Origin of the sequence: Gardnerella washingtoni (assembly GCF_049262705.1) — a bacterium.
Classification (GTDB): Bacteria; Actinomycetota; Actinomycetes; order Actinomycetales; family Bifidobacteriaceae; genus Bifidobacterium; species Bifidobacterium vaginale_D.
This window is the reverse complement of the sequence record NZ_CP058398.1, coordinates 939,344-963,696: the sequence shown is the minus strand read 5'-3', so window position 1 is coordinate 963,696 and position 24,353 is coordinate 939,344. Positions and strand designations below refer to the sequence as shown.

General features: G+C 43.2%; 18 protein-coding genes and 2 tRNA genes. 16 read left to right on the top strand and 4 right to left on the bottom strand.

Features of this window, described 5'->3' with window-relative positions; genetic code table 11:
- Positions 1-40 precede the first annotated feature (40 nt).
- The 3 genes from HXT28_RS03655 to purT all read right to left on the bottom strand — a co-directional run bounded on the left by HXT28_RS03655 (position 41) and on the right by purT (position 6,248).
- Positions 41-3,796: a phosphoribosylformylglycinamidine synthase gene (locus HXT28_RS03655; protein WP_422113265.1), complete on the bottom strand. Its 3,756-nt coding sequence runs from the start codon at positions 3,794-3,796 to the stop codon at positions 41-43.
- Between the two features lie 208 nt (positions 3,797-4,004).
- Positions 4,005-4,784, bottom strand: a complete 780-nt coding sequence (gene purC, locus HXT28_RS03650; RefSeq protein ID WP_032814135.1) for a phosphoribosylaminoimidazolesuccinocarboxamide synthase — start codon at positions 4,782-4,784, stop codon at positions 4,005-4,007.
- A gap of 165 nt (positions 4,785-4,949) precedes the next feature.
- The gene (gene purT, locus HXT28_RS03645; RefSeq protein WP_422113264.1) at positions 4,950-6,248 is read right to left on the bottom strand and encodes a formate-dependent phosphoribosylglycinamide formyltransferase; all 1,299 of its coding nucleotides are present in this window, start codon (positions 6,246-6,248) and stop codon (positions 4,950-4,952) included.
- Between the two features lie 251 nt (positions 6,249-6,499).
- On the opposite strand from purT, the gene HXT28_RS03640 reads away from it, so the two are divergent.
- From HXT28_RS03640 to HXT28_RS03610, 7 genes are all read left to right on the top strand, one after another.
- Positions 6,500-6,575: transfer RNA gene (locus HXT28_RS03640), tRNA-His, on the top strand.
- An 828-nt stretch (positions 6,576-7,403) separates the two neighbouring features.
- Positions 7,404-10,145, top strand: coding sequence for a DNA translocase FtsK (locus HXT28_RS03635; protein ID WP_422113263.1), 2,742 nt, complete (start codon positions 7,404-7,406; stop codon positions 10,143-10,145).
- A 93-nt stretch (positions 10,146-10,238) separates the two neighbouring features.
- A complete protein-coding gene (gene pgsA, locus HXT28_RS03630) occupies positions 10,239-10,919 on the top strand; it encodes a CDP-diacylglycerol--glycerol-3-phosphate 3-phosphatidyltransferase (protein WP_422113262.1) in 681 nt (226 codons plus the stop codon).
- A gap of 210 nt (positions 10,920-11,129) precedes the next feature.
- On the top strand, positions 11,130-11,798 hold the full coding sequence (locus tag HXT28_RS03625) for a CinA family protein (protein WP_422113261.1): 669 nt from the start codon (positions 11,130-11,132) through the stop codon (positions 11,796-11,798).
- Positions 11,799-11,806: 8 nt separating this feature from the next.
- Positions 11,807-12,040 carry a DUF3046 domain-containing protein gene (locus HXT28_RS03620; RefSeq protein WP_016637665.1) on the top strand — a complete coding sequence of 78 codons (234 nt, stop codon included), beginning with the start codon at positions 11,807-11,809 and terminating at the stop codon, positions 12,038-12,040.
- Positions 12,041-12,265: 225 nt separating this feature from the next.
- Positions 12,266-13,378, top strand: coding sequence for a recombinase RecA (gene recA, locus HXT28_RS03615; RefSeq protein ID WP_422113260.1), 1,113 nt, complete (start codon positions 12,266-12,268; stop codon positions 13,376-13,378).
- 80 nt (positions 13,379-13,458) lie between these two features.
- The gene (locus HXT28_RS03610; RefSeq protein ID WP_422113259.1) at positions 13,459-14,439 is read left to right on the top strand and encodes a regulatory protein RecX; all 981 of its coding nucleotides are present in this window, start codon (positions 13,459-13,461) and stop codon (positions 14,437-14,439) included.
- 58 nt (positions 14,440-14,497) lie between these two features.
- Here HXT28_RS03610 and thrC read toward each other — a convergent pair whose 3' ends face one another.
- Positions 14,498-16,027: a threonine synthase gene (thrC, locus tag HXT28_RS03605; RefSeq protein ID WP_422113258.1), complete on the bottom strand. Its 1,530-nt coding sequence runs from the start codon at positions 16,025-16,027 to the stop codon at positions 14,498-14,500.
- Between the two features lie 138 nt (positions 16,028-16,165).
- Between thrC and HXT28_RS03600 the strand changes: the two genes are divergently transcribed.
- From HXT28_RS03600 to HXT28_RS03560, 9 genes are all read left to right on the top strand, one after another.
- The gene (locus tag HXT28_RS03600; RefSeq protein WP_422113257.1) at positions 16,166-17,476 is read left to right on the top strand and encodes a glutamate-5-semialdehyde dehydrogenase; all 1,311 of its coding nucleotides are present in this window, start codon (positions 16,166-16,168) and stop codon (positions 17,474-17,476) included.
- A 189-nt stretch (positions 17,477-17,665) separates the two neighbouring features.
- Entirely contained in the window at positions 17,666-18,184 is a 519-nt protein-coding gene (locus HXT28_RS03595; protein WP_016637671.1) for a hypothetical protein, read from the top strand.
- Positions 18,174-18,986 carry a nicotinate-nucleotide adenylyltransferase gene (gene nadD, locus HXT28_RS03590; RefSeq protein ID WP_422113256.1) on the top strand — a complete coding sequence of 271 codons (813 nt, stop codon included), beginning with the start codon at positions 18,174-18,176 and terminating at the stop codon, positions 18,984-18,986. The genes HXT28_RS03595 and nadD overlap by 11 nt, the downstream gene beginning before the upstream one ends.
- A gap of 95 nt (positions 18,987-19,081) precedes the next feature.
- Positions 19,082-20,104 carry a ribose-phosphate diphosphokinase gene (locus tag HXT28_RS03585; RefSeq protein WP_032814501.1) on the top strand — a complete coding sequence of 341 codons (1,023 nt, stop codon included), beginning with the start codon at positions 19,082-19,084 and terminating at the stop codon, positions 20,102-20,104.
- An 85-nt stretch (positions 20,105-20,189) separates the two neighbouring features.
- A tRNA-Gln gene (locus tag HXT28_RS03580) sits at positions 20,190-20,260 on the top strand.
- Between the two features lie 668 nt (positions 20,261-20,928).
- Positions 20,929-22,338 carry a bifunctional UDP-N-acetylglucosamine diphosphorylase/glucosamine-1-phosphate N-acetyltransferase GlmU gene (gene glmU / locus HXT28_RS03575; RefSeq protein WP_016637674.1) on the top strand — a complete coding sequence of 470 codons (1,410 nt, stop codon included), beginning with the start codon at positions 20,929-20,931 and terminating at the stop codon, positions 22,336-22,338.
- A 33-nt stretch (positions 22,339-22,371) separates the two neighbouring features.
- A complete protein-coding gene (gene rsfS, locus HXT28_RS03570; RefSeq protein ID WP_064347615.1) occupies positions 22,372-22,797 on the top strand; it encodes a ribosome silencing factor in 426 nt (141 codons plus the stop codon).
- A gap of 21 nt (positions 22,798-22,818) precedes the next feature.
- Positions 22,819-23,637 carry a histidine phosphatase family protein gene (locus tag HXT28_RS03565; protein WP_016637676.1) on the top strand — a complete coding sequence of 273 codons (819 nt, stop codon included), beginning with the start codon at positions 22,819-22,821 and terminating at the stop codon, positions 23,635-23,637.
- A gap of 181 nt (positions 23,638-23,818) precedes the next feature.
- Positions 23,819-24,340: a LytTR family DNA-binding domain-containing protein gene (locus HXT28_RS03560; protein ID WP_422113255.1), complete on the top strand. Its 522-nt coding sequence runs from the start codon at positions 23,819-23,821 to the stop codon at positions 24,338-24,340.
- The last annotated feature ends 13 nt before the right edge of the window (positions 24,341-24,353 follow it).

Sequence of the window (24,353 nt, the reverse complement as noted above, 5' to 3'; positions counted from 1 at the left end):
AAACTTTTCACCATAATTAAGCGTAATAATAGTGGATTGTTTATGCTGTAAAGTACTCTACGCCAGCATGAAACAGTGGCTGCTCGTGAAAATCAGGAATATTGACATACAAGCCACGACCAGCGCGCTCGCAATGACCCATCTTTCCAAAAACTCTGCCATCTGGGCTAGTAATGCCTTCGACTGACATCATTGAACCATTCGGATTAACGCTAAGACTCATGCTCGGTACACCATTACTATCAACGTATTGTGTAGCAATTTGACCGTTTTGTATGAGTTTTTGCATCACTTCGTCAGTTGCAATAAAACGACCCTCACCATGAGAAATTGCAACCGTGTGGATATCTCCAACCTGCGTATTGTTTAACCATGGAGACATATTTGAAGCGACGCGTGTACGAACAATGCGACTTTGATGTCTGCCAATAGTGTTGTAGGTAAGAGTTGGGCATTGAGCATCAATAGGAATAATATCTCCAAACGGAACCAAACCAAGTTTAATAAGTGCTTGGAAACCATTGCAAATACCCAGCATTAAGCCATCGCGATGCTGAAGTAAATCGCGCACAGCATCCGTAACTTCAGGGTTTCTAAAGAATGCTGTAATAAATTTTGCTGAACCATCCGGTTCATCGCCGCCGGAGAAACCACCAGGAATCATAACAATCTGACTCTTCTTAATTTCTTCAACTAGCTTATTAGCAGACTCAGCAATATCCTTGGCACTTAAGTTATTAATAATAAGTGTATGTGCGTCGGCGCCTGCGCGCTCAAAAGCAGCTTGAGTATCGTATTCGCAATTATTTCCAGGGAAAACTGGAATAATAACGCGAGGATGCGCAAGCGGTTTTAGATTTCCTGTGTGCGCGCGTTTTGTAGTAGAAACATGAGTTTCATGATTAATAGTTTCTACAATTTCACCAGGCTTCTTATATGGGAAGATTGAAGCAAGCTCATGTTCCCAAATTTTTTGCAAATCAAGCAAATCAACTTCTTCACCACTAGCTGAAGTGATTGCGTAATTTTCTTTTGTTTCGCCAATAATTGCAATATCAACTAAACTTGCGTCCGTTTGAGACGGTACTTCTGCGTTTTCTTGAAGTTCTACGTAGAATGTGCCATATGCTGGCTTAAATAAATCGTCGTCGCTTATATTGTTGAATAAAGTTAGACCAATATGATTTCCAAGCGTCATCTTGAATAAGCTCTCTGCACTAGCACCATAGCCAGGTGTGGCAATAGCAAGAGCCTGCTTATTCTTCGTAATATTTTCGATAATACTCAGAGTTTCAAGGAAACTTTCCTTTTCAGGAGTGATTCCGTCGGATTTATATTTTGGAGCAATGCGTATAACTTTATGATTGACACCCTTAAATTCAGGCGAAACAGTTAAACGCGCGTCACCAGTGGAAACAGCAAACGAAATTAAAGTTGGTGGCACATCCAAATGCTCAAAACTACCACTCATAGAATCCTTGCCGCCAATAGCACCCACGCCAAAATCAAGCTGCGCACTTAAAGCGCCAAGAACTGCTGCAGCCGGTTTACCCCAACGTTCTGGAACGTCGTGAGGCTTGCCAAAATACTCTTGCAAACTCAAATAAGCGCGTTCGCGCGTGAAACCACTTGCTACAAGTTTTGCTAAAGACTCAACAACTGCAACGTAAGCTCCAGTAAACTGATTCTTTTCCATCAAATATGGGTTAAAGCCCCAAGCCATTGCGGAAGCTGTATTGGTTTCACCAAATACTGGGAATTTCGCAACCATAGCTTGAGCAGGAGTAAGCTGACGACGACCGCCAAAAGGCATAAGCACAGTCGCAGCGCCAATCGTAGAGTCGAAACGTTCTGACAAACCCTTGTTAGAAGCGATATTAATGTCTGAAACAAGAGCACGCATACGCTCAGTAAGCGTCAAATCAGACTTATCTTGCCACGGGTTCGTATAAGATTTTCCAGCTTCAATATGAAGTACCTGCTGTTTTGGGGCACCATTAGAAGCTAAGAACGCGCGACTTAAGTCCACAATGGTTTTTCCGCGCCAAGTCATGCGCATACGAGCTTCTTCAGTAACAGTTGCTACAATTTCTGCTTCAAGATTCTCTTCACGAGCATACTGCAAAAATGCTTCAGCATCATTGGCAGCAACGTCTACAGCCATACGCTCTTGAGATTCAGAAATAGCAAGCTCAGTACCGTCGAGACCTTCATACTTTTTAGAAACTTTGTCGAGATTAATAGTTAAGCCGTCGGCGATTTCGCCAGTTGCAACCGAAACGCCGCCAGCACCAAAATCATTACAACGCTTAATAAGCTGGCACGCATCCTTGCGACGGAATAACCTTTGCAATTTACGCTCAATAGGAGCGTTACCTTTTTGTACTTCAGCGCCACATTCTTCAATGCTTTCAACATCTTGCGCTTTAGAAGCGCCGGTAGCTCCACCAATGCCGTCGCGACCAGTGCGTCCGCCAAGAAGAATAATCACATCGCCAGGAGCAGGAGTTTCCCTGCGTACATGGTCGGCTGGGGTAGCGGCAACAACAGCACCAACTTCCATGCGCTTAGCAACATACCCCGGGTGGTATAACTCATGAACTTCACCTGTAGCTAAACCAATCTGATTTCCGTAAGAAGAATAGCCGGCTGCAGCAGAAGTTACGATTTTTCGCTGCGGAAGTTTGCCATTTAAAGTTTCACTAATAGGCGTACGAGGATCCGCAGCACCAGTCACGCGCATAGCTTGGTAAACGTAGGAACGTCCAGAAAGAGGGTCTCGAATGCAGCCGCCAATGCACGTAGCAGCGCCACCAAAAGGCTCAATCTCCGTAGGATGATTATGTGTTTCATTCTTAAATAGGAACAGCCAATCTTCATCATGACCATTCACGTCAACCTTAACTTTTACTGTGCAAGCATTAATCTCTTCGGACTCATCCAAATTCTTTAATTCACCAGTATGCTTCAAATATTTAGCGCCAATAGTAGCCATATCCATTAAGCACACAGGCTTATTTTCGCGTTGAAGTTCACTGCGCAATGAAAGATAACGTTGGAAAGCTTTTTGCACTGTATCGTCGTCAATAGTAATATCAGTAAGCTCAGTACCAAAAGTCGTGTGACGGCAGTGATCAGACCAGTATGTATCAATAACGCGAATCTCAGTAATAGTAGGATTCCGCTGCTCGTAACGGAAATACTGCTGGCAAAACTTTGCGTCAGCCAAATCCATAGCTAAACCGCGCGAATGAATAAAATCTTGCAAACCTGCATCATCTAAATCATTAAACGCATTCACTACTTCAACATCTGCTGGAACAACTGTTTCGCGTTGCAAACTATTGACTTCATCGAGAGCTGCCTCACGCGCTTCAACAGGATTAATAATGTAATGTTTAATAGCTTGCATAGCTGCGTCATCAAGATCGCCTTTTAATGCAATGACTTTAGCAGTTCGCACAATTGGGCGCTCACCTTGACTAATAAGCTGAATGCATTCGCTTGCGGATTGCGCGCGCTGATCAAACTGCCCAGGTAAAAATTCGACAGCGAACACGTGCTCGCTTGTTTCAATAGGCAAATAATCATACGTATTATCAACTGGTGGTTCACTGAATACTGTTCGCACAGCAGTATTGAACAAATCCTCCCCAATACCTTCTACATCGTATCTATTGATAATGCGTGCGGAAGTAATCGCGCTTATGCCAAGAATTTCCTTAAGCTCATGTAAAAGCTGTTGTGCTTGAACGTCAAAACCATTGCGTTTTTCCACATATACGCGAAATACCACGAGAAACCTACCTTGTTGAATGTGCGGTATGAATGCAGTGTTTGTTGTTGTATAGGTTTTTAAATTATAAGTAATTAAGTTATAAGTAATTGAGTGGAATCACATTAGTAGTAATTCAGGTATCAATATTACCAATAATTAAATTATTAAAATCAGTAAGAATGCATGTGGCTCGCACCCAACAAGGCACGAGCCACAACAATCATTATTATTCTACGCAATCATCAGGTTTGCGCACAGCAACATCCAAGCCTTCGCTTTGTGCCAAGTTTGCAAGCCTGCTGTGAATTTCTTCATATGCAGGAATAATGTCGCCTAAATCACGTCGGAATAAGTCCTTATCCAAATGACTTACTCCATCCGTACCAGCATTGCGTTTATCCCAAAGTCTGCAAGTATCAGGCGTAATCTCATCAGCAAGAAGAATATTGCCTTCGCTGTCTACGCCCTCTTCAATCTTGAAATCAACAAGCTGCACGTCAATCTTGGAGAAAATATCAAGCAAAGCATTGTTGACTGCGTGAGCTTGACGAGTAATTTCCGCCATCTCTTCGTCGGTTGCAAGACCTAGAGCGACAACGCCTTCTGGATTAATAAACGGATCGCCAAGTTCGTCAGACTTCACACAGAACTCCAACAATGGCTTCTTCAGTGGGGTTCCTTCTTTAACGTTATACCGTTTTGCAAAAGAACCGGCAGCAGTATTACGCATAATAATTTCCAGCGGGAACATGCGCATACGCTTTACGAGTTGTTCAGTATCGGAAATACGTCCGAGGAAGTGGCTTTTTACGCCGCGCGCCTCAAGTAGATGGAATAGTAAAGAAGTAATCCGGTTATTTAAACTGCCTTTACCGGCGATCTGAGCTTTCTTCAGACCGTTACCAGCGGTTGCCTGGTTCATATATTCAACCCAGAGCACATTGGTGTCATCGGTAGCGTACAGTTTTTTGGCTTTGCCTTCATACAACTTATCAAGTTTTTCCATGATATGCCCTCTCTTACGTGCACTCATAGTTGTAGGCGCAAACCAACAGTATTTGTAGGTTTACCTGACCTTGGCCAGCACGATTAGCGTAACAATTGTTGCCTACAAAACTGCCGGCAAAAATTACGAAATCTATTTACAAAACTATGCTCAATCACATGATTTTCAACGCATTTCAATATTTGCAGACACCGTCCGCAACGTGTGTGCAATGCGTGTCGCACTGTTTCGAGCATCCTGTGCGTCTAATCCAGTGGCAAGAGCAACAGCCATGCGTCTGTGACCATAAACTGAAGGTTTAGCAAAAATACGCAGATTCAAACGATTATTACTCTTGCTATCCGTGCTTAAAGCTTGAGCAACATGAGTAAAACCAACAGCACCATTGCCTTCAATAACTACAGCGTGACTTGCGGCAACCTCGCCATCTCGCAACGACAGCGCAGTATACGTTGCTGTAATTGGCACACCTAAAATAGCGAGCACATGAAGCGCAAACTCGCTGTAATGCTGGGAAATCATAGTCACCATGCCAGTGTCGTGTGGTCGAGGTGAAAGCTCATTAAAAAGAAGCGAACCATCAGTCAACACAAATAATTCGACTCCATAAACACCCCAACCAGTTTCGTTAGAATCGTGCGCAATATGAGTTAAACCTTCTACAGCGCGTTTCGCAATATTCTGCGCCTGAACGCGAATCGATTCTGGAATATTCGCAGGCTGCCAAGATTCTCTATAATCCCCATCCTGCTGACATTGAGCAATAGGTTCGCAAGTAGTAATACCTGCAGAAGAACTTATAGTAAGCACAGTAAGCTCATAATCAAGCGGAGCTAAAGCTTCAACAATAACGCGAGAACACTCATTTTCATGCCCAACTGCAGCTCGTCTGCCATGCTGAGCCTCATTCCACGCAGCAAATAAATGTTCAGGACTGCGAACTATTGACTGGCCGTGACCAGAAGAGCTCATAACAGGCTTAACAACGCAAGGGTAGCCGACCTGCTGAGCACCATCGCATAATTCTTCATACGATGAAGCGAAACAATACGGTGTAGTAGGCAGCCCTAAATCTTCGTGCGCAATTCTACGCAAGCGCTCGCGATCCATAGCAATGGCAGCAATATCGGAGCTGGGAACAATCTGAATATGCTGTTGCGCAGCATTTTTCAGCACATTTGTGGCAATTGCTTCAACTTCAGGAATAATAATATTCGGTTCCACTTCGTCAATAAGATGTTGCAATGCATTGGCGTCCGACATATCAAGCACGCGATATTCGTGAGCTATTTGCATCGCTGGAGCATTTTTGTAGCTATCGGCAGCGCAAACATGCACGCCTAATCGCATAAGCTCAATCGCAATTTCCTTGCCAAGCTCGCCTGAGCCAAGCAGAAGTGCGGTCAGGTTGTTGCTATTTTCAGTTACGCCAAAAATGCGTTGATTGTGCTCAGAAAAACTCATACACTCATTGTTGCATTTGCCATTGTCGAATGATGTGAGTTTTGTGGGATTTCTTTATTTGCGATTGCAAAACTTCATAAACATGCAAACATACAATCTGTGCGAAAAATCTCAAATCTCCACAACACGAATATGAGTATGATGAATATGAAATACATTACGACGCGCCGAAATAGATGATGCTGGCGTAAATCAGAAAATTCGTGTATAGTATTCCTCTGTTGTGTGATTCTGTATGTTTCATGCACATGGTGGCTATAGCTCAGTCGGTAGAGCATCTGATTGTGGTTCAGAAGGTCGCGCGTTCAAGCCGCGTTAGCCACCCCATTTGAACGGCTAGTTTTTGCTAGTCGTTTTTGTTTTGTGGCATTGTTTGGAAGAGTGGGGTTGTAAGGGCGTAAAGGGTAAGTGGCAACCGCTTCATTCTTTCATTTCTTCATTGCTTTATTTCAATAACCGGGTTATAGGCCAAAAAGTGTGTAAAACTATGATGATGAATATTATGTGTCTATAATCCATAATCTAAACAGCATTAAAAACTTAGCTAACAAACTGAGAAAGAACAGTCATATGTTACTGGTGCAGTACGTAATCTGCATTAGTAACAAATAATTGCGATTTAGCGTTATTCGCGCAGTACGTAATCTGCATTAGTAACGAATAATTGCGATTTAGCGTTATTCGCGCAGTACGTAATCTGCATTAGTAACGAATAATTGCGATTTAGCGTTATTCGCGCAGTACGTAATCTGCATTAGTAACGAATAATTGCGATTTAGCGTTATTCGCGCAGTACGTAATCTGCATTAGTAACAAAGTTTGACGATTTATTGTTAAATATTCAGCTAATACCTACTTTGAACGCCGCTTAGCATAAGAAATAACCCACATTCGATATACATTGAGCCTTACTGCTATAAGGGTTATGAGCTTATTTTTTACACACTTTTTGTCCGGGTGGCGAATGTGCAGCAAACAGATTCGATTACCGCAAAACACTTGTATTACAATGCGTGAGACATGATTTCTTACACACTTTTTGGCCTATAACCCCAATAACCTCCGTCTATGGAGTAGACTGGTATGGTTATACATTTGTATGTTGTTGATGATGACATTGCGTACTAATAGCGCATAGTGCAGAAGGAGTATTGTATGGCTGGTAAGGCAGCGCCTAAGGAACCATGGTGGGAGACAATGCTTCTATTTGTACCACGAACTTTAGGGAAGCTCGTGCGCACGCTTTTTGGTGTTGGAGAATATGATGAAGCTTACCGCAGGGATGGTTTGTGCTTTATTATGTTGGTTCTTGCTGTGTTATTCTGTGCTTCTGAATGGTTTCGTGTAAGTGGTTTCATTGGCATAGGTTTGCACGTGCTTGCTTCAAGTTTGCTCGGCGTTATGAGCGTGGTATTGCCAGTTTGGTTAACTGTTGTTGCTTTTCGTTTAATGCGCAATAGTGGTGCAGATTCAGGTAATCCGCGTGTTATAGGCGGTTTTATTCTGTTACTGTGGTCTATTTGTTCAATTATTGATATTGTTTTTGCTGCTCAACGTCATACTTTTAGTTTTGAAGCGTTGCAAAAATCTGGTGGATTATTGGGATTTGCTTTAGGATCGCCGCTGTCTTGGGGTCTTTCTCGTATTTTTGCTCTTATTATTTTTGTTATTATCTCTATTTTTGCAATATTGCTGATTGCTCGTCTTCATGTGACTGATATTGCTCAATGTGTTGCGAGTATGTTCACAAAGCATTCCCATCGAAAGTCATCTAAAAATGCTGATGAAGATGCTGAAGATGCTGATGATACTACTGAAGATGCTGATGACGATACTCATTCTTTGCATTTTGCTGAAGGCGTGCCAACGCATGATGAAGCATCACCTCGAGAAAAGAGCAAGTCTGCAAAGACTTCTCTACTATCCAAATTGTGGCAATCACTATTCGGACGTAAAAAGAATAATAACAGTGAAGAATTGCTTGATGAGTACGCTGGTGATGATGCGTTTGCTCATGCTGCCGCTGTACATGGAGATACCAATGAAGAGTTTGAGCATGTGGAACCTAAGCGAGCTCGTACTGTAAGTAGCGGCGCTGGTCGTGATTCACATGTGCCAGGGTCTGAACAATCTTATACTGATACTGACTATGTGACACCTCGTAGTGCCTCTTCTGCAGCTAAGTTTACTTCTGCAGAAACGTTACCTAAAGCTCCTATGAGTAATACTGCAGATGCTATAGCTGATCCGTGGTCGAGTATTCCGGCTGAAAGAATGGATCAGTATCGTCGTAATCAGGAAGATTCGGATGCACCTCATGGCGATGGTGCTGGTGCTTATGGTGCAACTGCTCAAGTTGCTACGGGTGCGGCGGAATCTGCTGATACTCATACTGATGATTTACAACCGTATCGACTGCCTGATTTGAATTTGCTGGCTCATGGAAAGCCTCATGCTGCTCGTACTCCTGCTAATGACAATGTTATTCGTGCTTTGACCTCCACGTTTGAGCAGTTTGATGTTGATGCGCGCGTAATCGGTTTTCTTAGAGGTCCTTCTGTTACGCAGTATGAAGTGGAACTTGGTCCTGGAGTAAAAGTTGAAAAAGTTACCAATTTACAAAAAAATATTGCATACGCTGTAGCTAGTACGGATGTGCGTATTTTATCTCCGATTCCAGGAAAGTCTGCGATTGGTATTGAAATTCCAAACGTAGACCGCGAAATTGTGCACTTAGGTGACGTGTTGCGCTCGCAAAAGGCCATGGATGATCCTAATCCTATGCTTACAGGCGTTGGAAAAGATGTTGAGGGTCATTTTGTAACGGCAGCTCTCGATAAAATGCCGCATTTGCTGGTTGCTGGTGCCACCGGCTCTGGTAAGTCGAGTTTTATTAACTCAATGCTTACTTCGATTATTATGCGTGCAACTCCTGAGCAAGTTCGTATGATTATGGTTGATCCTAAGCGCGTGGAACTTTCTGCATACGCTGGCATTCCGCATTTGCTCACGCCGATTATTACGGATCCTAAGAAGGCAGCTCAAGCTCTTGAGTGGGTTGTTAAAGAGATGGATGCTCGCTACGACGACTTGCAATTCTTCGGTTTCCGACATGTGAAAGATTTCAACAAGGCTGTTCGCGAAGGAAAGGTTCACGCGCCGGCTGGCTCTGAGCGAAAAGTTGCCCCATACCCGTATTTGCTTGTGGTTGTGGACGAGATGGCTGATTTAATGATGGTTGCTAAGAACGATGTTGAAAGTTCTATTCAGCGTATTACTCAGCTTGCTCGCGCTGCAGGCGTGCATTTGGTTCTCGCTACTCAGCGTCCGTCTGTTGACGTTGTAACAGGTTTGATTAAAGCAAATATTCCTTCCCGTTTGGCTTTTGCTACTTCATCTGCAACTGATTCTCGAGTAATTCTCGATACTGTTGGTGCTGAAACTTTAATCGGTCAAGGTGACGCTTTGTTCCTTCCAATGGGTGCTGCTAAGCCTCAACGTGTACAGGGTTCATGGGTGAGCGAATCTGAAATTCGTAAAGCTGTGGAGTATGTTCGCACGCAGCGTAAGCCAAAGTATCGTGAAGATATTGAGCAGATGGCTCAAAAAGCGGATGCTCAAGCTCAAAGCAAGCTGAAAACAAGTGATATTGGCGACGATATGGATGAGTTGCTTCAGGCTGCGGAGCTTGTTGTTGGTTCGCAATTTGGTTCTACTTCAATGCTTCAGCGAAAGCTGCGTGTTGGCTTTGCGAAGGCTGGCCGATTGATGGATTTGCTGGAATCTCGTGGCGTTGTTGGACCTTCTGAAGGTTCTAAAGCTCGCGAAGTTTTGGTTCAGCCTGAAGATTTGCCGAAAGTTTTGGCATTTATTCGTGGCGAGTCTGACTCGTTGTAGCATAGTGCAGTGGTATACGATAGTATTCATGCAATAAGTGTGCTCGTGGTAATGCAGAAGTTTTCATTGTGCGATATTATGAAGGATATGGGTATGAAGAAGAATGCAAAATCATCGCTTTTTGATGGTTGGAATTGTGCTCCAAATATAGTGACTTATGCACGCATTATATTGTCGCTTATTTTTATTGGCTTATATTTGTGTGCGGGCGCATGGGGCTTCAATTCTGTTCCAGTGCGTTGGGCTGCTTTTGTGTTGTTTGTTGTTGCAGCTGCAACGGATAAGCTTGATGGTTGGATGGCTCGTACATATAACCAAGTTACTGAATTAGGTAAGTTGCTTGATCCAATTGCTGATAAAATTCTCATATTGGCTGCGTTAATTATCGCTTCAGTATTCGGCGAAATTTATTGGTGGATAACAATCTTGTTCTTAGTGCGCGAGATTGCTATTACTGCAGTGCGTTTTTATGTTATTCATAATGGTGGCAAAGTAATTGCAGCTTCTTCTGCTGGAAAGTATAAGACGTTAACTCAATCTATTGGCATTGCTATGATTATTGCCCCTATTATTGCTACGTTCTATGCTGCTTCACTTCCTGCTTGGATTATTTCGTACTATGCTGTGGCGTTTGGCTTGCTTGGCATTTCCTTAGGTTTTGCCTTCTATTCTGCAGTTTTGTACATATATAGCGCATTTTTTGATAAGCATGCGGTTGATCGTTCTCAAGGTAGGCATTCGGGATTGCCGGTGCCACCGCCTCCACAGGAGTAATAATATTTGTTGTTATATTGCATGTAACTTGTTGCGAGCAACTTATAGTTTGTAGCTTACGGTTTTTCTTAGAGATGCTTTTGTAGTGTTGTGCTAAGAGAAGCTGTAAGCTACAAGCATATTTGGTCGTATTGTATGCGATAACCATGGATTACTGTCGTAAGCTTATGCGAGTAGACTGAGTATGAAACTGAGTATATCGAGTGTAATATGAAAAATTTATCGACTTTTTCTGCATCAACTTCTGTTTACTCGCTTGCTGCGAGTGTGTTAGATCAAAGTTTGCAGCAAGGTTTGCATATTGCTGCTGCTGAATCGTTAACTGGTGGACTGTTGGCTGATGCTTTTGTGTCTGTTCCTGGAGCTTCTCGGGTATTTTGTGGTTCTGCTGTTACGTATGATATTCATGCCAAAGCGAAAATATTGGGTGTAAATGCTCATCTGTTGCAGACTGAAGGTGCGGTTCATCCGGATGTTGCTATGCAAATGGCAGTGGGTGCTGCTCGCGTGTATCGCGGTGGTGGATGGTCGTATGATGCTTCTGATGGAGATGCTTCCTGTTTTCCTATAGTTGGTCTATCTACTACTGGTGTTGCAGGACCTGGCTCTGATGGTAATAAGCCTGCTGGTTTAGTGTATGTTGGTTTATGCTTACCGAGTGTTAGTAATTTCCATAGTGACCTTGTTTGTAAGGCTCGTTTAGAGCTTAAATGTGAGTGCGTGAATAATATGTGGGATTACAGCGATAGTAACAATATTGTGCTTGTTTTTGAATTGAGATTATCGGGTGGTCGTGAAGAAGTTCGTAACGCTACTGTGTATAATCTTCTCACATTATTGAATAATGCGTTGAGTGTTGCTTATGGTAATAACAATTAGGGGAATGTATGCGCGAGCGTGAATTTTGGCAGTTGCTTGAAGAGATTTTTGGGCGTGAATTAGGTCGTAGTATTGCGCGCGATCAGGGCTTGCAAAAGTTGCATGGTATGAACGCTTATGATGCGTTAGAAGCTGGCGTTGAGCCTCGCGTTGTGTGGAATGTTTTATGTGATCATATGGGTATTCCTGATAGTAAGCGGTGGGGTAAAGATCATAATGCTCCTCCTATGCCTGCTCGTTAAGCATGGTTGCTTGAGTGTGTTGAGTTGATGTTAATAAGACACGCAATATCGAACAAATGTTCGTATATTGTGTATACTTGAATTGTTAAGTGATTGCAATCAATGGGTGCTGTAGTGGTTATGGCTTGTAGCTTTTATCCACATTGTTTCAGAGCACTTGTGTGAGCAACATGTGTGGAACTAAGGTCGTTCGATACATAACGGTATGCGAAAGGAGTAGCAGACATGGCGCAAACAAAAAATAAAAGTAATATCGATCGCCTTATTGATGCAGATAAGGCCGATCCGCGTCGCCAAGCAGCGTTAGAAACTGCACTGGCTAATGTTGAACGACAGTATGGCAAAGGTTCCGCAATGCGTTTAGGCGATAAGCCTATGCAGGATGTAGAAGTTATTCCTACTGGCTCATTGGCATTAGATACTGCTTTAGGAATTGGTGGTGTGCCTCGTGGTCGTATTGTGGAAGTGTATGGTCCTGAATCTTCAGGTAAAACAACATTAGCTTTGCATATTGTTGCTAATGCTCAGCGTAATGGTGGTGTGGCAGCATTTATTGATGCTGAGCATGCGCTTGATCCAGTGTACGCTCGTAAATTAGGCGTTGATACTGATGCTTTGATTGTTTCTCAACCAGACAATGGTGAGCAGGCGCTAGAGATTGCAGATATGCTTATTCGTTCTGGTGCTTTAGACGTGATTGTAGTTGATTCTGTAGCAGCTTTGGTTCCAAAAGCTGAGATTGATGGAGATATGGGAGATAGTCACGTCGGTTTACAAGCTCGTTTAATGAGTCAAGCGTTGCGTAAAATGACGGGTGCTCTTTCTCAAGCTGGCACTACTGCTATTTTTATTAATCAGCTTCGAGAAAAAATTGGCGTATTCTTTGGTAATCCAGAAACTACTACTGGCGGTAAAGCTCTGAAATTCTATGCATCTGTGCGTATGGATATTAGACGCGTTTCCACTATTAAAAATGGTGAAGAAGCTGTTGGTAATCGCACCAAAGTGAAGATTGTAAAGAACAAGATGGCTCCGCCATTTAAGACTGCTGAATTTGATGTACTGTACGGTGAAGGTATTTCTACTGAAGGTTCCGTTATTGATATGGGCTTGCAGGCTGATGTTATTAAGAAATCTGGTTCATGGTTTACTTACGAAGGTGATCAGCTTGGTCAAGGTCGTGAAAATGTCCGTAAATTCTTGAAGGATAATCCAGCTATTACTGAAGAAATTAGTGAAAAAATTAAAGCTTCATTAGGTTTAATGCGGTCCAAAGATCAATTCGCTGAAGATGCTGAATTAAATCAAGCTGAAGATACTGATACAGATACAAAGTAAAGAGATACAAAGTAAGATGCTGTAGCAAAAGATGTGTCAGCAAAAGTAACAGTAAGTTGGGCTTATAAAGCGGATGAAATATGGTGATAAGTGTAGCGAGTTTTCTTCGTGAACATCCAGTAGTGCTTGCGAAAGAGGAAGATTGCGAAAATGATAACAATATTCCTCGTACTCGTAAGCAGTTATTGCATAAAACAGCGTTACGAAGCACAAAACATCCTACAAACAACATATCGTATGGAACGAGTGCAGTTTCATATAATGTAGACGATGAACTGTGTGAAAGTGATGAAAGTAGCAGCAGTGAAAGCATCACTACTCACGAATACGATGATCGCGATGGAAACTCAGCACTTCTCAGCAGCTCTACCTGCATCAGTAATTCAGACATTTCAGACATTTCAGATGTTTCAGATATTTCAGACAGTATGCAATCTTCTGAAGATATTGCTGCAGCAACTGCAATTGCTGCTGGGGAAGAAGTTACAGATAGAAAAGCTGTGCGATTTCGTTTTGGCAGCAGGAAAAAAGCTAAGAATAATCTCGTTCGTCATGGTTCTCGTATTGTTCAGCAAGTTTCTGCCGCTCAATCAACTCATGAAGACGATTGCAAGGAAGCTGCTTTACGGCTTTTAGATTATGCTCCTCGCTCTGTGATGGATATGCGCCAGCGTCTTCAAGAAAAAGGGTATTCTGAGGTTGTTGTTGAGGCGGTTATTCAACGTTTGCTGGAATTACATCTTCTTGATGACTATCAATATGCGCACACAGTAATCCGTTCTTGCATAGCGCGCATGTTAGGCGCAAAAGCTACGCGAATGGAATTACAACATAAGAAGGTTGATCCTGCTGCCATTGCACAATGTATGGCTTCTGCTCAAGAGTCGGGAGTATTTAATGAAGCAGCTTGGGAGCTTGGGCGTAAAACTGCTCAGCGTACGAAAAATCTCGAACCTTTAGTGCGTAGACGAAGATTTTTTGCAGCAGCTGCTAGAAAAGGACACGATTTAAACGTTATTACAAAAGTGTATGAAAATCTGTTTAACAAGGATGATGAATAGGTGAGAGGCTGTGGTATGCACCTTAGCCTCTCACATCCTATAGCACCTCTTGTGACTGTTATTTTGCGAAATGATGAGCTTGTTGTTGAACGTAGCTAGGCATTTCAGCAATATCAATAACATCAGTAAAACGAGGAATCTTATGCTCAAGATTTCTTAGCATACTTGGAGATATCGTACCAGTTACTTTGCTCAGAGCATCCATGCATTGGAAATCATCCATATCTTGCACATGTTCAAGATGCAACGCTTCAGCAACAACGCGAGGGAACTTATACGGGCTTGCAGTGCTTAGCAGTACTCTCGGGACGTTTTCGTCATGTGGCATATGCTGCATGACGAAATATCCACAAGCGGTATGCGGATCAATCACATACTGGTATTGATTCCAACAATCATCAATAGCTTCGCGAATTTGATCCTCATTCGCCCAACCGCAACCAAACAGTGAACGAATCTTTGCAAGCACATTTTCTGGAATCTCAAAAGCACCCCACTGCTGTAAATCGTTCATAAGCATTTGGATTAAACGCGTGTCTTTATCGCACATGTAATACAACATGCGTTCCAAATTAGAAGAAACTAAAATATCCATAGAAGGAGCAACAGTGTGATGGAATGGGCGTTGACGATTGTAAGTGCCGCTTACCAAAAAATCAAATAGTACATTATTACTATTGCTAGCAACAATAAGATGTTTTACAGGCAAACCCAACATTTTCGCGTAATACCCGGCAAGAATATCACCAAAATTGCCAGTTGGAACACAAAATTCAACTTCATCGCCAAGCTGTATGACTTCGCGTTCAACAAGCTGCTTATAAGCCACAAAATAGTACACAACTTGTGGCACAAGGCGACCAACATTAATTGAATTAGCGGAAGATAATGTTGTATTTGCAGAATCTTCAAGATTTTTCGTAAGCTCGCTATTGGTGAATATTTGTTTGACACCTGTTTGAGCATCATCAAAATTACCACGAACTGCACAAACCTGCACATTATTGCCAAGCTGCGTAGTCATCTGCAATTCCTGAACTCTGCTAACTTTGCCTTCTGGATAAAAAGTAAGCATAGAAGTGCCAGGTACGTCAGCAAAACCAGCTAAAGCTGCTTTTCCAGTATCTCCAGAAGTTGCAGTAAGAATCATTACGTTCTTTTCGCTGTCTGATGTAGTTTTTTCACCTTGAGTTTGAGTTCGCGACATCAACTGTGGCAGTATTTGTAACGCTACATCCTTAAACGCGCAAGTAGGACCATGGAACAGTTCCAGCACAAAATCTCGCGTATTTCCAAGTTGCTGAAGTGGCGTAATAGCAGCATCAGACCATTGGCTGCCATAAGCAAGTTGTACGCAATCAGCAAGCTCTTGTGTTGAATAGTCAGGCAGTAATAGTTGTAGGATTTCCGTAGCAATCTCTTGATATGACTTTTCTTGAAGTTTTGAAATATCGTAATGCTTGCTACCAAGAGTATCAGTTACGAATAAACCACCATCTTTTGCAATTCCTTGACGAATTGCTTGTTTTGCTGTGCAGATTGGCGTAGTGGAACGCGTGCTATGGAAAATAGCGGTATCTGTTACCATAATGCCTCCGTAACTGTTGATGCTGATAAATCGTTGATTTCAATGTTGATAATTGCTACCAACTATGGTACCTGAAGCGCTAGGCGAACGGGCGTGTGCTAATCTCGTACATGTAACAATTTTCATGCTACGGTAGGAATGAAGCGAATAATAATCTACAGGGGGAAAGCGTTGACTGTTGATGATGTAGTGAATAATCGTGCGGACGCTGCTCGCACTGCATGGCGAGTATTCACAAAATCAGATACTCGTGCAAAAAATGCGCTGCTTGAAGCTATGGCTGATGCGTTAGAAGCTGCTGCTGCAAGTATTGCTGCTGCTAATGCGAAAGATCTTGAGGAAGCTCAATTGCGCGGTATGGATGCTGGTAAACTCGATCGACTAAAATTCGATGAGTCACGCATTATACAATCTGCACAAAGCGTGCGAAATATTGCTCAATTACAAGATCCTGTAGGTGAAGTTGTGCGAGGTTACACACTACCTAATGGTATTCGACTTTCGCAAGTTCGTGTGCCAATAGGTGTGATGGGTATGATTTATGAGGCTCGCCCAAATGTAACTGTTGATGTAGCAGCTTTGTGTATTAAATCTGGTAATGCTGCCATATTGCGTGGTGGGAGTGCTGCTCAGCATACGAATCAAGCAAGTATTGCAGTGATTCAGTCAGTGCTTAAAGAAGCTGGTCTTAGTGCTGATCTTATTCAATCAGTTGATGATTTGGGTAGGGATGGAGCCACAGCTATGATGCATGCGCATGGTCATGTTGATGTGCTTGTGCCTCGAGGTAGCGCAAATTTGATTGCTACAGTTGTGCAAGAATCTACAGTGCCAGTTATTGAAACGGGTGCTGGAAACGTACATATTTATGTAGATAAAAGCGCTGATATTAAAAAAGCGATACCGATTATTATCAATGCAAAAACTCAGCGTGTAGGCGTATGTAATGCTGCAGAAAAATTATTGGTGCACCGTAGTGTTGCGCAAGAATTTTTACCACAAATTGCTGCTGCTTTAGCTGAACATAAGGTTACATTGCATGCTGACGATACGTCTTACAATATTTTGCAAGCTGCTCATATTGCTGGTTTACAGCTTGAGCATGCTACTACGGAAGATTGGAAGCGCGAGTATTTGTCACTCAATATGGGTGTAAAAATTGTGGAAGATGCAGATGCTGCAGCTGCTCATATTGCGCAATATTCTACGGGGCATACTGAAACTATTCTTGCTGAAGATTACTCAACTATTCAGCGTTTTATTAGCAATGTTGATTCGGCGGTAGTGATGGTCAATGCTTCAACGCGATTCACGGATGGTGGAGAATTTGGTTTTGGTGCTGAACTTGGTATTTCAACACAAAAATTGCATGCGCGCGGTCCTATGGGTTTGCGTGAAATGACAACAACCAAGTGGATTGGCTACGGAGACGGTCAAATACGCGAGTAGTTTTTGCACTGAGCATGTACGTTCGCGCACTCCAAATGTGGGGTGGTTTTCTCGCGTTTGGAGTGTTGTGCGGTCTTAGACCCTCCAAATGTGGGGTGGTTTTCTCGCGTTTGGAGCGGCGCGCCACAGTAAGCAAATTAAAAAGTAGATGTTCTGGTCTTAATAGTCACGTGGCGGTAAGGTAAGAGTATGCCTAATAATGACGTGAATTTGACTCCAGCTGAAGCTCTTAATATTGCCGCTGAGCGCTTATCTATTGTGAGATACGTTTTTCTAGTGCAAATTGAAGATGGTATTGCTTCCGCTTCGCAACGTTCGTCACTTGAATATGCTGATGCTGTATTAATGGGCTGGCCTGACGCTGATGCTCGTGATGTAACACTTCCTGATGAGTCTGCATTTGAAAACGTTCTTGAGTGCATGCGGCGCATGGAAGAACATATTGCTAAATTTAGTGAATTAGAACGTGAACATGATATTGACGCTATGACAGCCATATTGCCGCGTATTACTGAAGCTGTAGCGGGTATTCGCAGTGCGTATCAGCCAGATTTTCCGCTGCCAACTTTCATTGAAATTCAACGCGTTGTGCAAGATGAGTGGAATGAAGAAATGGGTAACATTAATCCAGACGGTGCTAATGTGGCTTCTGGTCTCGTGAATGAAACTCAAGCAGAAGATAAGGAATCTGAAACGTATGAATCCTGAGCTACACGCTGATGAAGAACGTCGTATGTCTGATTTGTTTCAGGGTTCGTTTACAGGTAAAGAAGCTGCGCCTGCCGTAGTAGCAAGATTGAAGCATAGGCGCATTTCTACGCGCGGCAATGTACATGAGCGTCAACGTATTGGTATTATGGGTGGCACTTTTGATCCCATTCATAATGGTCACTTGGTAGCAGCTTCGGAAGTTGCTTGGGTGTATGATTTAGATGAAGTTATTTTCGTGCCAACTGGTAGACCAGTGTTTAAGCTCGATAAAAAAGTTACCAATGCTGAAGACCGCTATTTAATGACGGTGATCGCCACTGCTTCAAACCCAAAATTTACTGTTTCTCGCGTAGATATTGATCGACCGGGAGTAACCTACACTATTGATACTTTGCGAGATATTCATGCTCAGCATCCGGATGCCGAACTGTTCTTCATTACTGGTGCTGATGCTGTTGCTGAAATTATGCAATGGAAGCATGCGCGCGAAATGTGGAACTTAGCGCGGTTTGTGGCTGTTACTCGTCCTGGTTATTCTAGACCAGAAAAGCTGGCAGATTCTAATTCACCATTGCTTCCTCGCGAACCACATACCAATGATACTGGCGTAGTAGTTCATTGTGACGACATGGTTCATTGTGACGCACAGCATTTGCCTGTTGATATTTTAGAAATTCCAGCATTGTCTATTTCTTCTACTGACGTACGTAGACGTGCTGAGCATGGTGAGCCAGTATGGTATTTGGTTCCTGACGGTGTAGTTCAGTATATAGTTAAGCATGGTTTGTATCGTGCGTAACTATTGATTTTTCGGCTTGTCGTTTATCGTCTGTGCAAAAAGTTACTATTAATTATGTTCATTTCGCGAACTAAAGCGAACTAATGTTTGGAGATATGGTGAGCATCGTCCTTGAAGGAAAGCCAGATAAAAACCTTGTTCTCGTTACCGGTCGCGCCCATCCGAAGCTTGCGCGTGATGTAGCGAATCAGCTTGGTATTGATGTATTGGAAACAACAGCATACGATTTTGCTAACGGTGAAATGTATGTTCGTTATACGCAGTCCGTTCGTGGCACTGACGTGTTTGTGTTACAAAGTCACAGTGATCCTGTTAACAAGTCCATTATGGAACAGTTGATTATGATTGATGCTTTGAAACGTGCGTCTGCTCGCTCTATTACTGCAGTATGCCCACTTCTTGGCTATTCTCGTCAAGATAAGAAGCATCGTGGTCGCGAGCCTATTTCTTGCCGCTTGATGTTTGATTTACTGAAAACTGCTGGTGCTGATCGCATTATGAGCGTTGATTTACATGCTGCTCAGTCTCAAGGATTCTTTGATGGTCCTGTTGACCATTTGATTGCTATGCCAGTTTTGGTTGATTACGTACGTGATCGTTTCCGTGATGATCTTGCAAACGTAACTGTTGTGTCTCCTGATGCAGGTCGTATTCGCGTAGCAGAGCAGTGGGCGCAGCGCTTGGGCGGCGGTCCTTTGGCTTTTGTGCATAAAACTCGTGATATCACTTGCCCTAACAAGACGGTTGCAAATCGCGTAGTTGGTGACGTTGCTGGTCGCGATTGCGTGATGGTTGACGACTTGATTGATACTGCTGGAACTATTGCTGGTGCTTGCAACGTATTGAAGGAAGCTGGTGCTAAGTCGGTTACTGTTGTTGCAACTCACGGCGTGCTTTCTGGTCCTGCAGTTGAACGTTTGAAGGCTTGTGGCGCTCGCGAAGTGGTTTTGACTGATACTGTGCCAATTCCAGAAGAAAAGCGTTGGGATGGTTTAACTGTTCTTTCAATCGCTCCGCTTCTTGCAAGTGCTATTAAAGCAGTGTTTGAGGATGGTTCGGTTGCTAAGCTGTTCGATACTTATCCAGAGCATCACGGTCAAGGCTTCTTATTTGCGTAAAACCAGTAATGTGCCTGTGCGCCACGCCAATTTGACGTTTTTTAATATTATGGCATAATGGTGACTTGGCGGTTTTTTCCGCCGTTCCCTCATGGTGTAATGGCAGCACACGGGTCTTTGGAACCCTTTGTCTTGGTTCGAATCCAGGTGAGGGAGCTTGCTGCAGACGCTACTTGGGTTTCCCGGGTAGCGTTTTTGCGTTTTTGTCTCTGTCTTTTGTTGGGTTATAGGGTTATTTCCCCAAAAGTGTGTAAAACTAAGCTGATGAATATTCTGTGGCATAAACCATAGCCTCAGCATTGTTAAAAACTCAGTTATCTAGCTGAGAAAACAACGGTAATTACCCAAACACTGTTACTAGTTCAGTTAACCGACTGAGAAAACAACGGTAATCGCCCGAACACTGTTATTAGCTCAGTTATCTAGCTGAGAAAACGACGGTAATCACCTAAACACTGTTACTAGTTCAGTTAACCGACTGAGAAAACGCCACTCAAGCCGAATTGCTATTAAATATTCGTACGATTCTTGCTTCGACGCTCAAGCGCCTAAAGGAATAGCCCACATTCGATATGCCACAAGCCCTACTGCCATAAGGGTTATGAGCTGATTTTTTACACAGTTTTGTCCAGGTGTCGAATGTGCAGCAAACAGATTCGATTACCACAAAACCCTTGTATTGCAAGGCCTAAGACATGATTTCTTACACACTTTTGGCCTATAACCCCTTTTGTTTGAAACGTACGTTTTTTCTGGACGATAAGACGTAATAGAATGAAAGATAGTAACAATAATGATGTATACCATATAGCGAAGGAGCACGAGTGGAAAAGAATAAAGTAGCTGCAGCAATTATTTTGGCGGCTGGCGAAGGAACGCGTATGCGTTCGGCGACACCAAAGGTTCTTCATATGTTCGCTGGAAAAACTTTTCTTAACCGTGTTATGGACGCTATGATTGGTGTGAATCCTGGAAAGCTTGCTGTAGTTGTGCATGCGCAGGCTCAGCGTGTAACGGAAGCTGCCATTAGTTACAACAATAGTGTTCTTATTGTCAATCAGGATGAAAAACCTGGCACTGGCCGCGCAGTGCAATGTGCTATTAAAGATCTTAACGAAATCGCTCACAACGAAACTGGTGAACCAGTACAAGGTGCTGTGCTGATTGCTGCAAGCGATATGCCATTACTAGATACGCAAACTTTACAATCTTTAGTTGATTTCCATAACAATCATGGCAATGTGGCAACTGTTCTTACAGCAGTATTAGACGATGCTACTGGCTACGGCCGTATTGTTCGTGAAGCTAATGGTGACGTGTTACGTATTGTTGAACATAAGGATGCAAATGCTGGAGAACTTGCGATTCACGAAGTAAATACTTCCGTATACGTGTTTGACGCTGCGGTGCTTTGTGATGCTATCGCAAATCTGAATGCTCAAAATGCTCAAGGTGAATTCTATTTAACGGATGCATTAGAACATGCTCGCAAGTTTGGTCATGTTGGTGCAATGTCTGCTGCAGATCCATTAAGTGTAGAAGGTGTCAATACGCGAGTGCAATTGGCTGCGCTCGCGAAAGCGCATAATAAGCGCGTTTGCGAAAAGTGGATGCTTGAAGGTGTGACGATTCTTGATCCAGATACGACTTGGATTGAAGATGATGTAACGCTTGCTCAAGATGTTACTGTGCTTCCAGGTTGTTTCCTTCAAGGTCATACTACGGTTGCAAGTGGTGCTGTAGTTGGTCCTTATACGACGCTTATTGATGCGCAAATTGATGAGAATGCTGTGGTAGAACGTTCTCGCGTGCAGGAATCGCATATTGGTAAGGCTGCTAACATTGGTCCGTGGACATATTTGCGTCCAGGCAACGTTTTTGGTGAAGAAACGAAAGCTGGTGCTTTCGTGGAAATGAAGAAAGCGCATATTGGCAATGGTACGAAAGTGCCGCACTTAAGTTATATTGGCGATGCTGACTTGGGTGAGCATACGAATATTGGTGGTGGCACGATTACAGCAAATTACGATGGCGTGCATAAAAATCATACAACGATTGGTTCGGGTGCTCACGTTGGTGCAGGTAATCTGTTTGTGGCTCCAGTTACTGTGGGAGATGGAGTTACTACGGGTGCAGGTTCTGTAGTGCGTCACGATGTTCCGTCGGATTCTATGGTGTATTCGGAAAATACTCAGCATGTAGTAGAAGGCTGGAAGCCGGCTTGGGAACGCTAATAAAACACTTGATAGTTAAGGAGTACTAACATTATGACAGCTTTAGAAAGCTCAATTAATGCGGTTCGTATTGCTGCCGCTGCCGCAGATAGGTTAAAAGCTACGAATGCACAGGCTTTTGATGTGAGTAGTTTGCTTGGTATTACGGATGCTATGTTAGTTGTTTCTGCTTCTAATGAGCGTCAAGTATTGGCTGTTGCTGAAGAAATTGAAAAAGATTTGTTCCTGAAAGACAACAAGCGCAAGGCTTTGTCTCGAGAGGGCTTGGAATTAGCTCAGTGGATTCTGCTTGATTTCGGTGATTTCGTGGTTCATGTGATGCATGAGGAAGCACGTGCGTTCTATCGCTTAGAGCGCTTGTGGAACGATTGCCCTGCTATCGATTTGCAACTTCCGGAACATATGAGCGAAACTGAAAATGCTAGCGAGATTCAAGACGCTAGCGAAACTGAGAAGTAAGAAGAAAGTACGGTACAAACCATGGTTGATTTCGTAGAAAATGTTGCGGGTAACGTCAATAATTCCATTAATAGTGCGCACGAAGGAATTGCTCGCTCTGTTATGCTTATTCGCCACGGTCAAACTCCGTATAATGCACAGTTCCGTTTGCAAGGCATGATTGATATTGCTTTGGATGATTCTGGAATGGATCAGGTGACTCGTTCTGGTAAAGCTTTGCGTGTGCTTTTTGGCGCTTCCGACTTGGAAGATCCAAAGGATCCGAATAGTGCTGAGCATGTGCGCATTACGCCGGAAGAAGCGGACGCTAGTTTTGTGGCGATTGTTTCTCCACTTATTCGCGCGCAGCAAACAGCTCATGCTTTTGCAGATAAGATTGGGCTTCATGTGCATGTTGAAAATGGCGTGCGCGAACGCTTTTTTGGTGAGTGGGAAGGATTGAACCGCCAGCAGATTAGCGAACAATGGCCGGAAGATTTTAACGCTTGGGTAAAAGGCGAGGGTGGAGAACTTCGTCACGGTGCAGAAACGAAACAAGAAGTTGGCGAGCGTGCAGCTGCGACTGTTGAAGAGTGGACGCGCAAAACCGGTTCTGACCGCGATCTACTAGTGTTTTCTCACGGCTCTTGCCTTTCTCAAACTGTTCATAAGCTGCTTGGATTAGACAAGGTAGATCCTTCTTATAAGACGATTGGCGGAATGGGAAATGGTCGTTGGGCGCGCTTAATTCCAAGCCTTAACGCGGACGGCTCGATTCATTGGCGTTTGGATGCTTACGATCAAGGTCCTGCAGCTGATCCTACGAGCCAACGTCTTATTCGCATTTGGGGAGCTGCGTAATTTTCTATTTTTCCCACTTATTTGCCGCTTAAAACCCGAAAACTACCGTTTAGCGATTTTGTAAAGACAGACTATTTACAGTGCCGTATAGTCAAAATTACAAAACAAAAAGCTAGCAAATGCTAAGAAAACTTAGCAAAAGCTAGCAAACGCTAACGGTAGTATACGGAAGGGAGGCTTGATGAAAGTAACAATTGCTATTGTGCCGCCAGAAGAAGAGCAGTCTGTTCAGTTGTCGGTTCACAATATTGACGATAATCTTAAACGCATTATTTCGCAATTGCAGGGCATTGATTCTAAAACTGCAGAAGTAAGCAGCGCTGAAAATAATCCTGCGAATGCTGAAAATAATACTGCGAATGCGGCAAATAGCAATAATAATTCATTCATATATGGTTATATTAATGATTCGATTATTGTTATGCACGAGCCAGATGTGATTATGATTTGCGTAGAAAATTCGCGCGTAATCATCCGCAGTGATAAAGGCGAGTGCGTGTCTTACAAGCGCCTCATGGATTTTGATAATCCGCAATTCGCGTCGTTTGTGCGCATATCTAAATCCGCAATCGTGAACTTAAATCGCATTGTTCGAGTTGATCCAGGATTCGGCGGAAGTATGAGCGTAAAAATGGACGACGGAAGCGTTGAGTGGATTAGTCGCAGATGCTTATCTGGGTTCAAAAAGCGCTTAGGGATGTAGTTTTAAGCGTAGT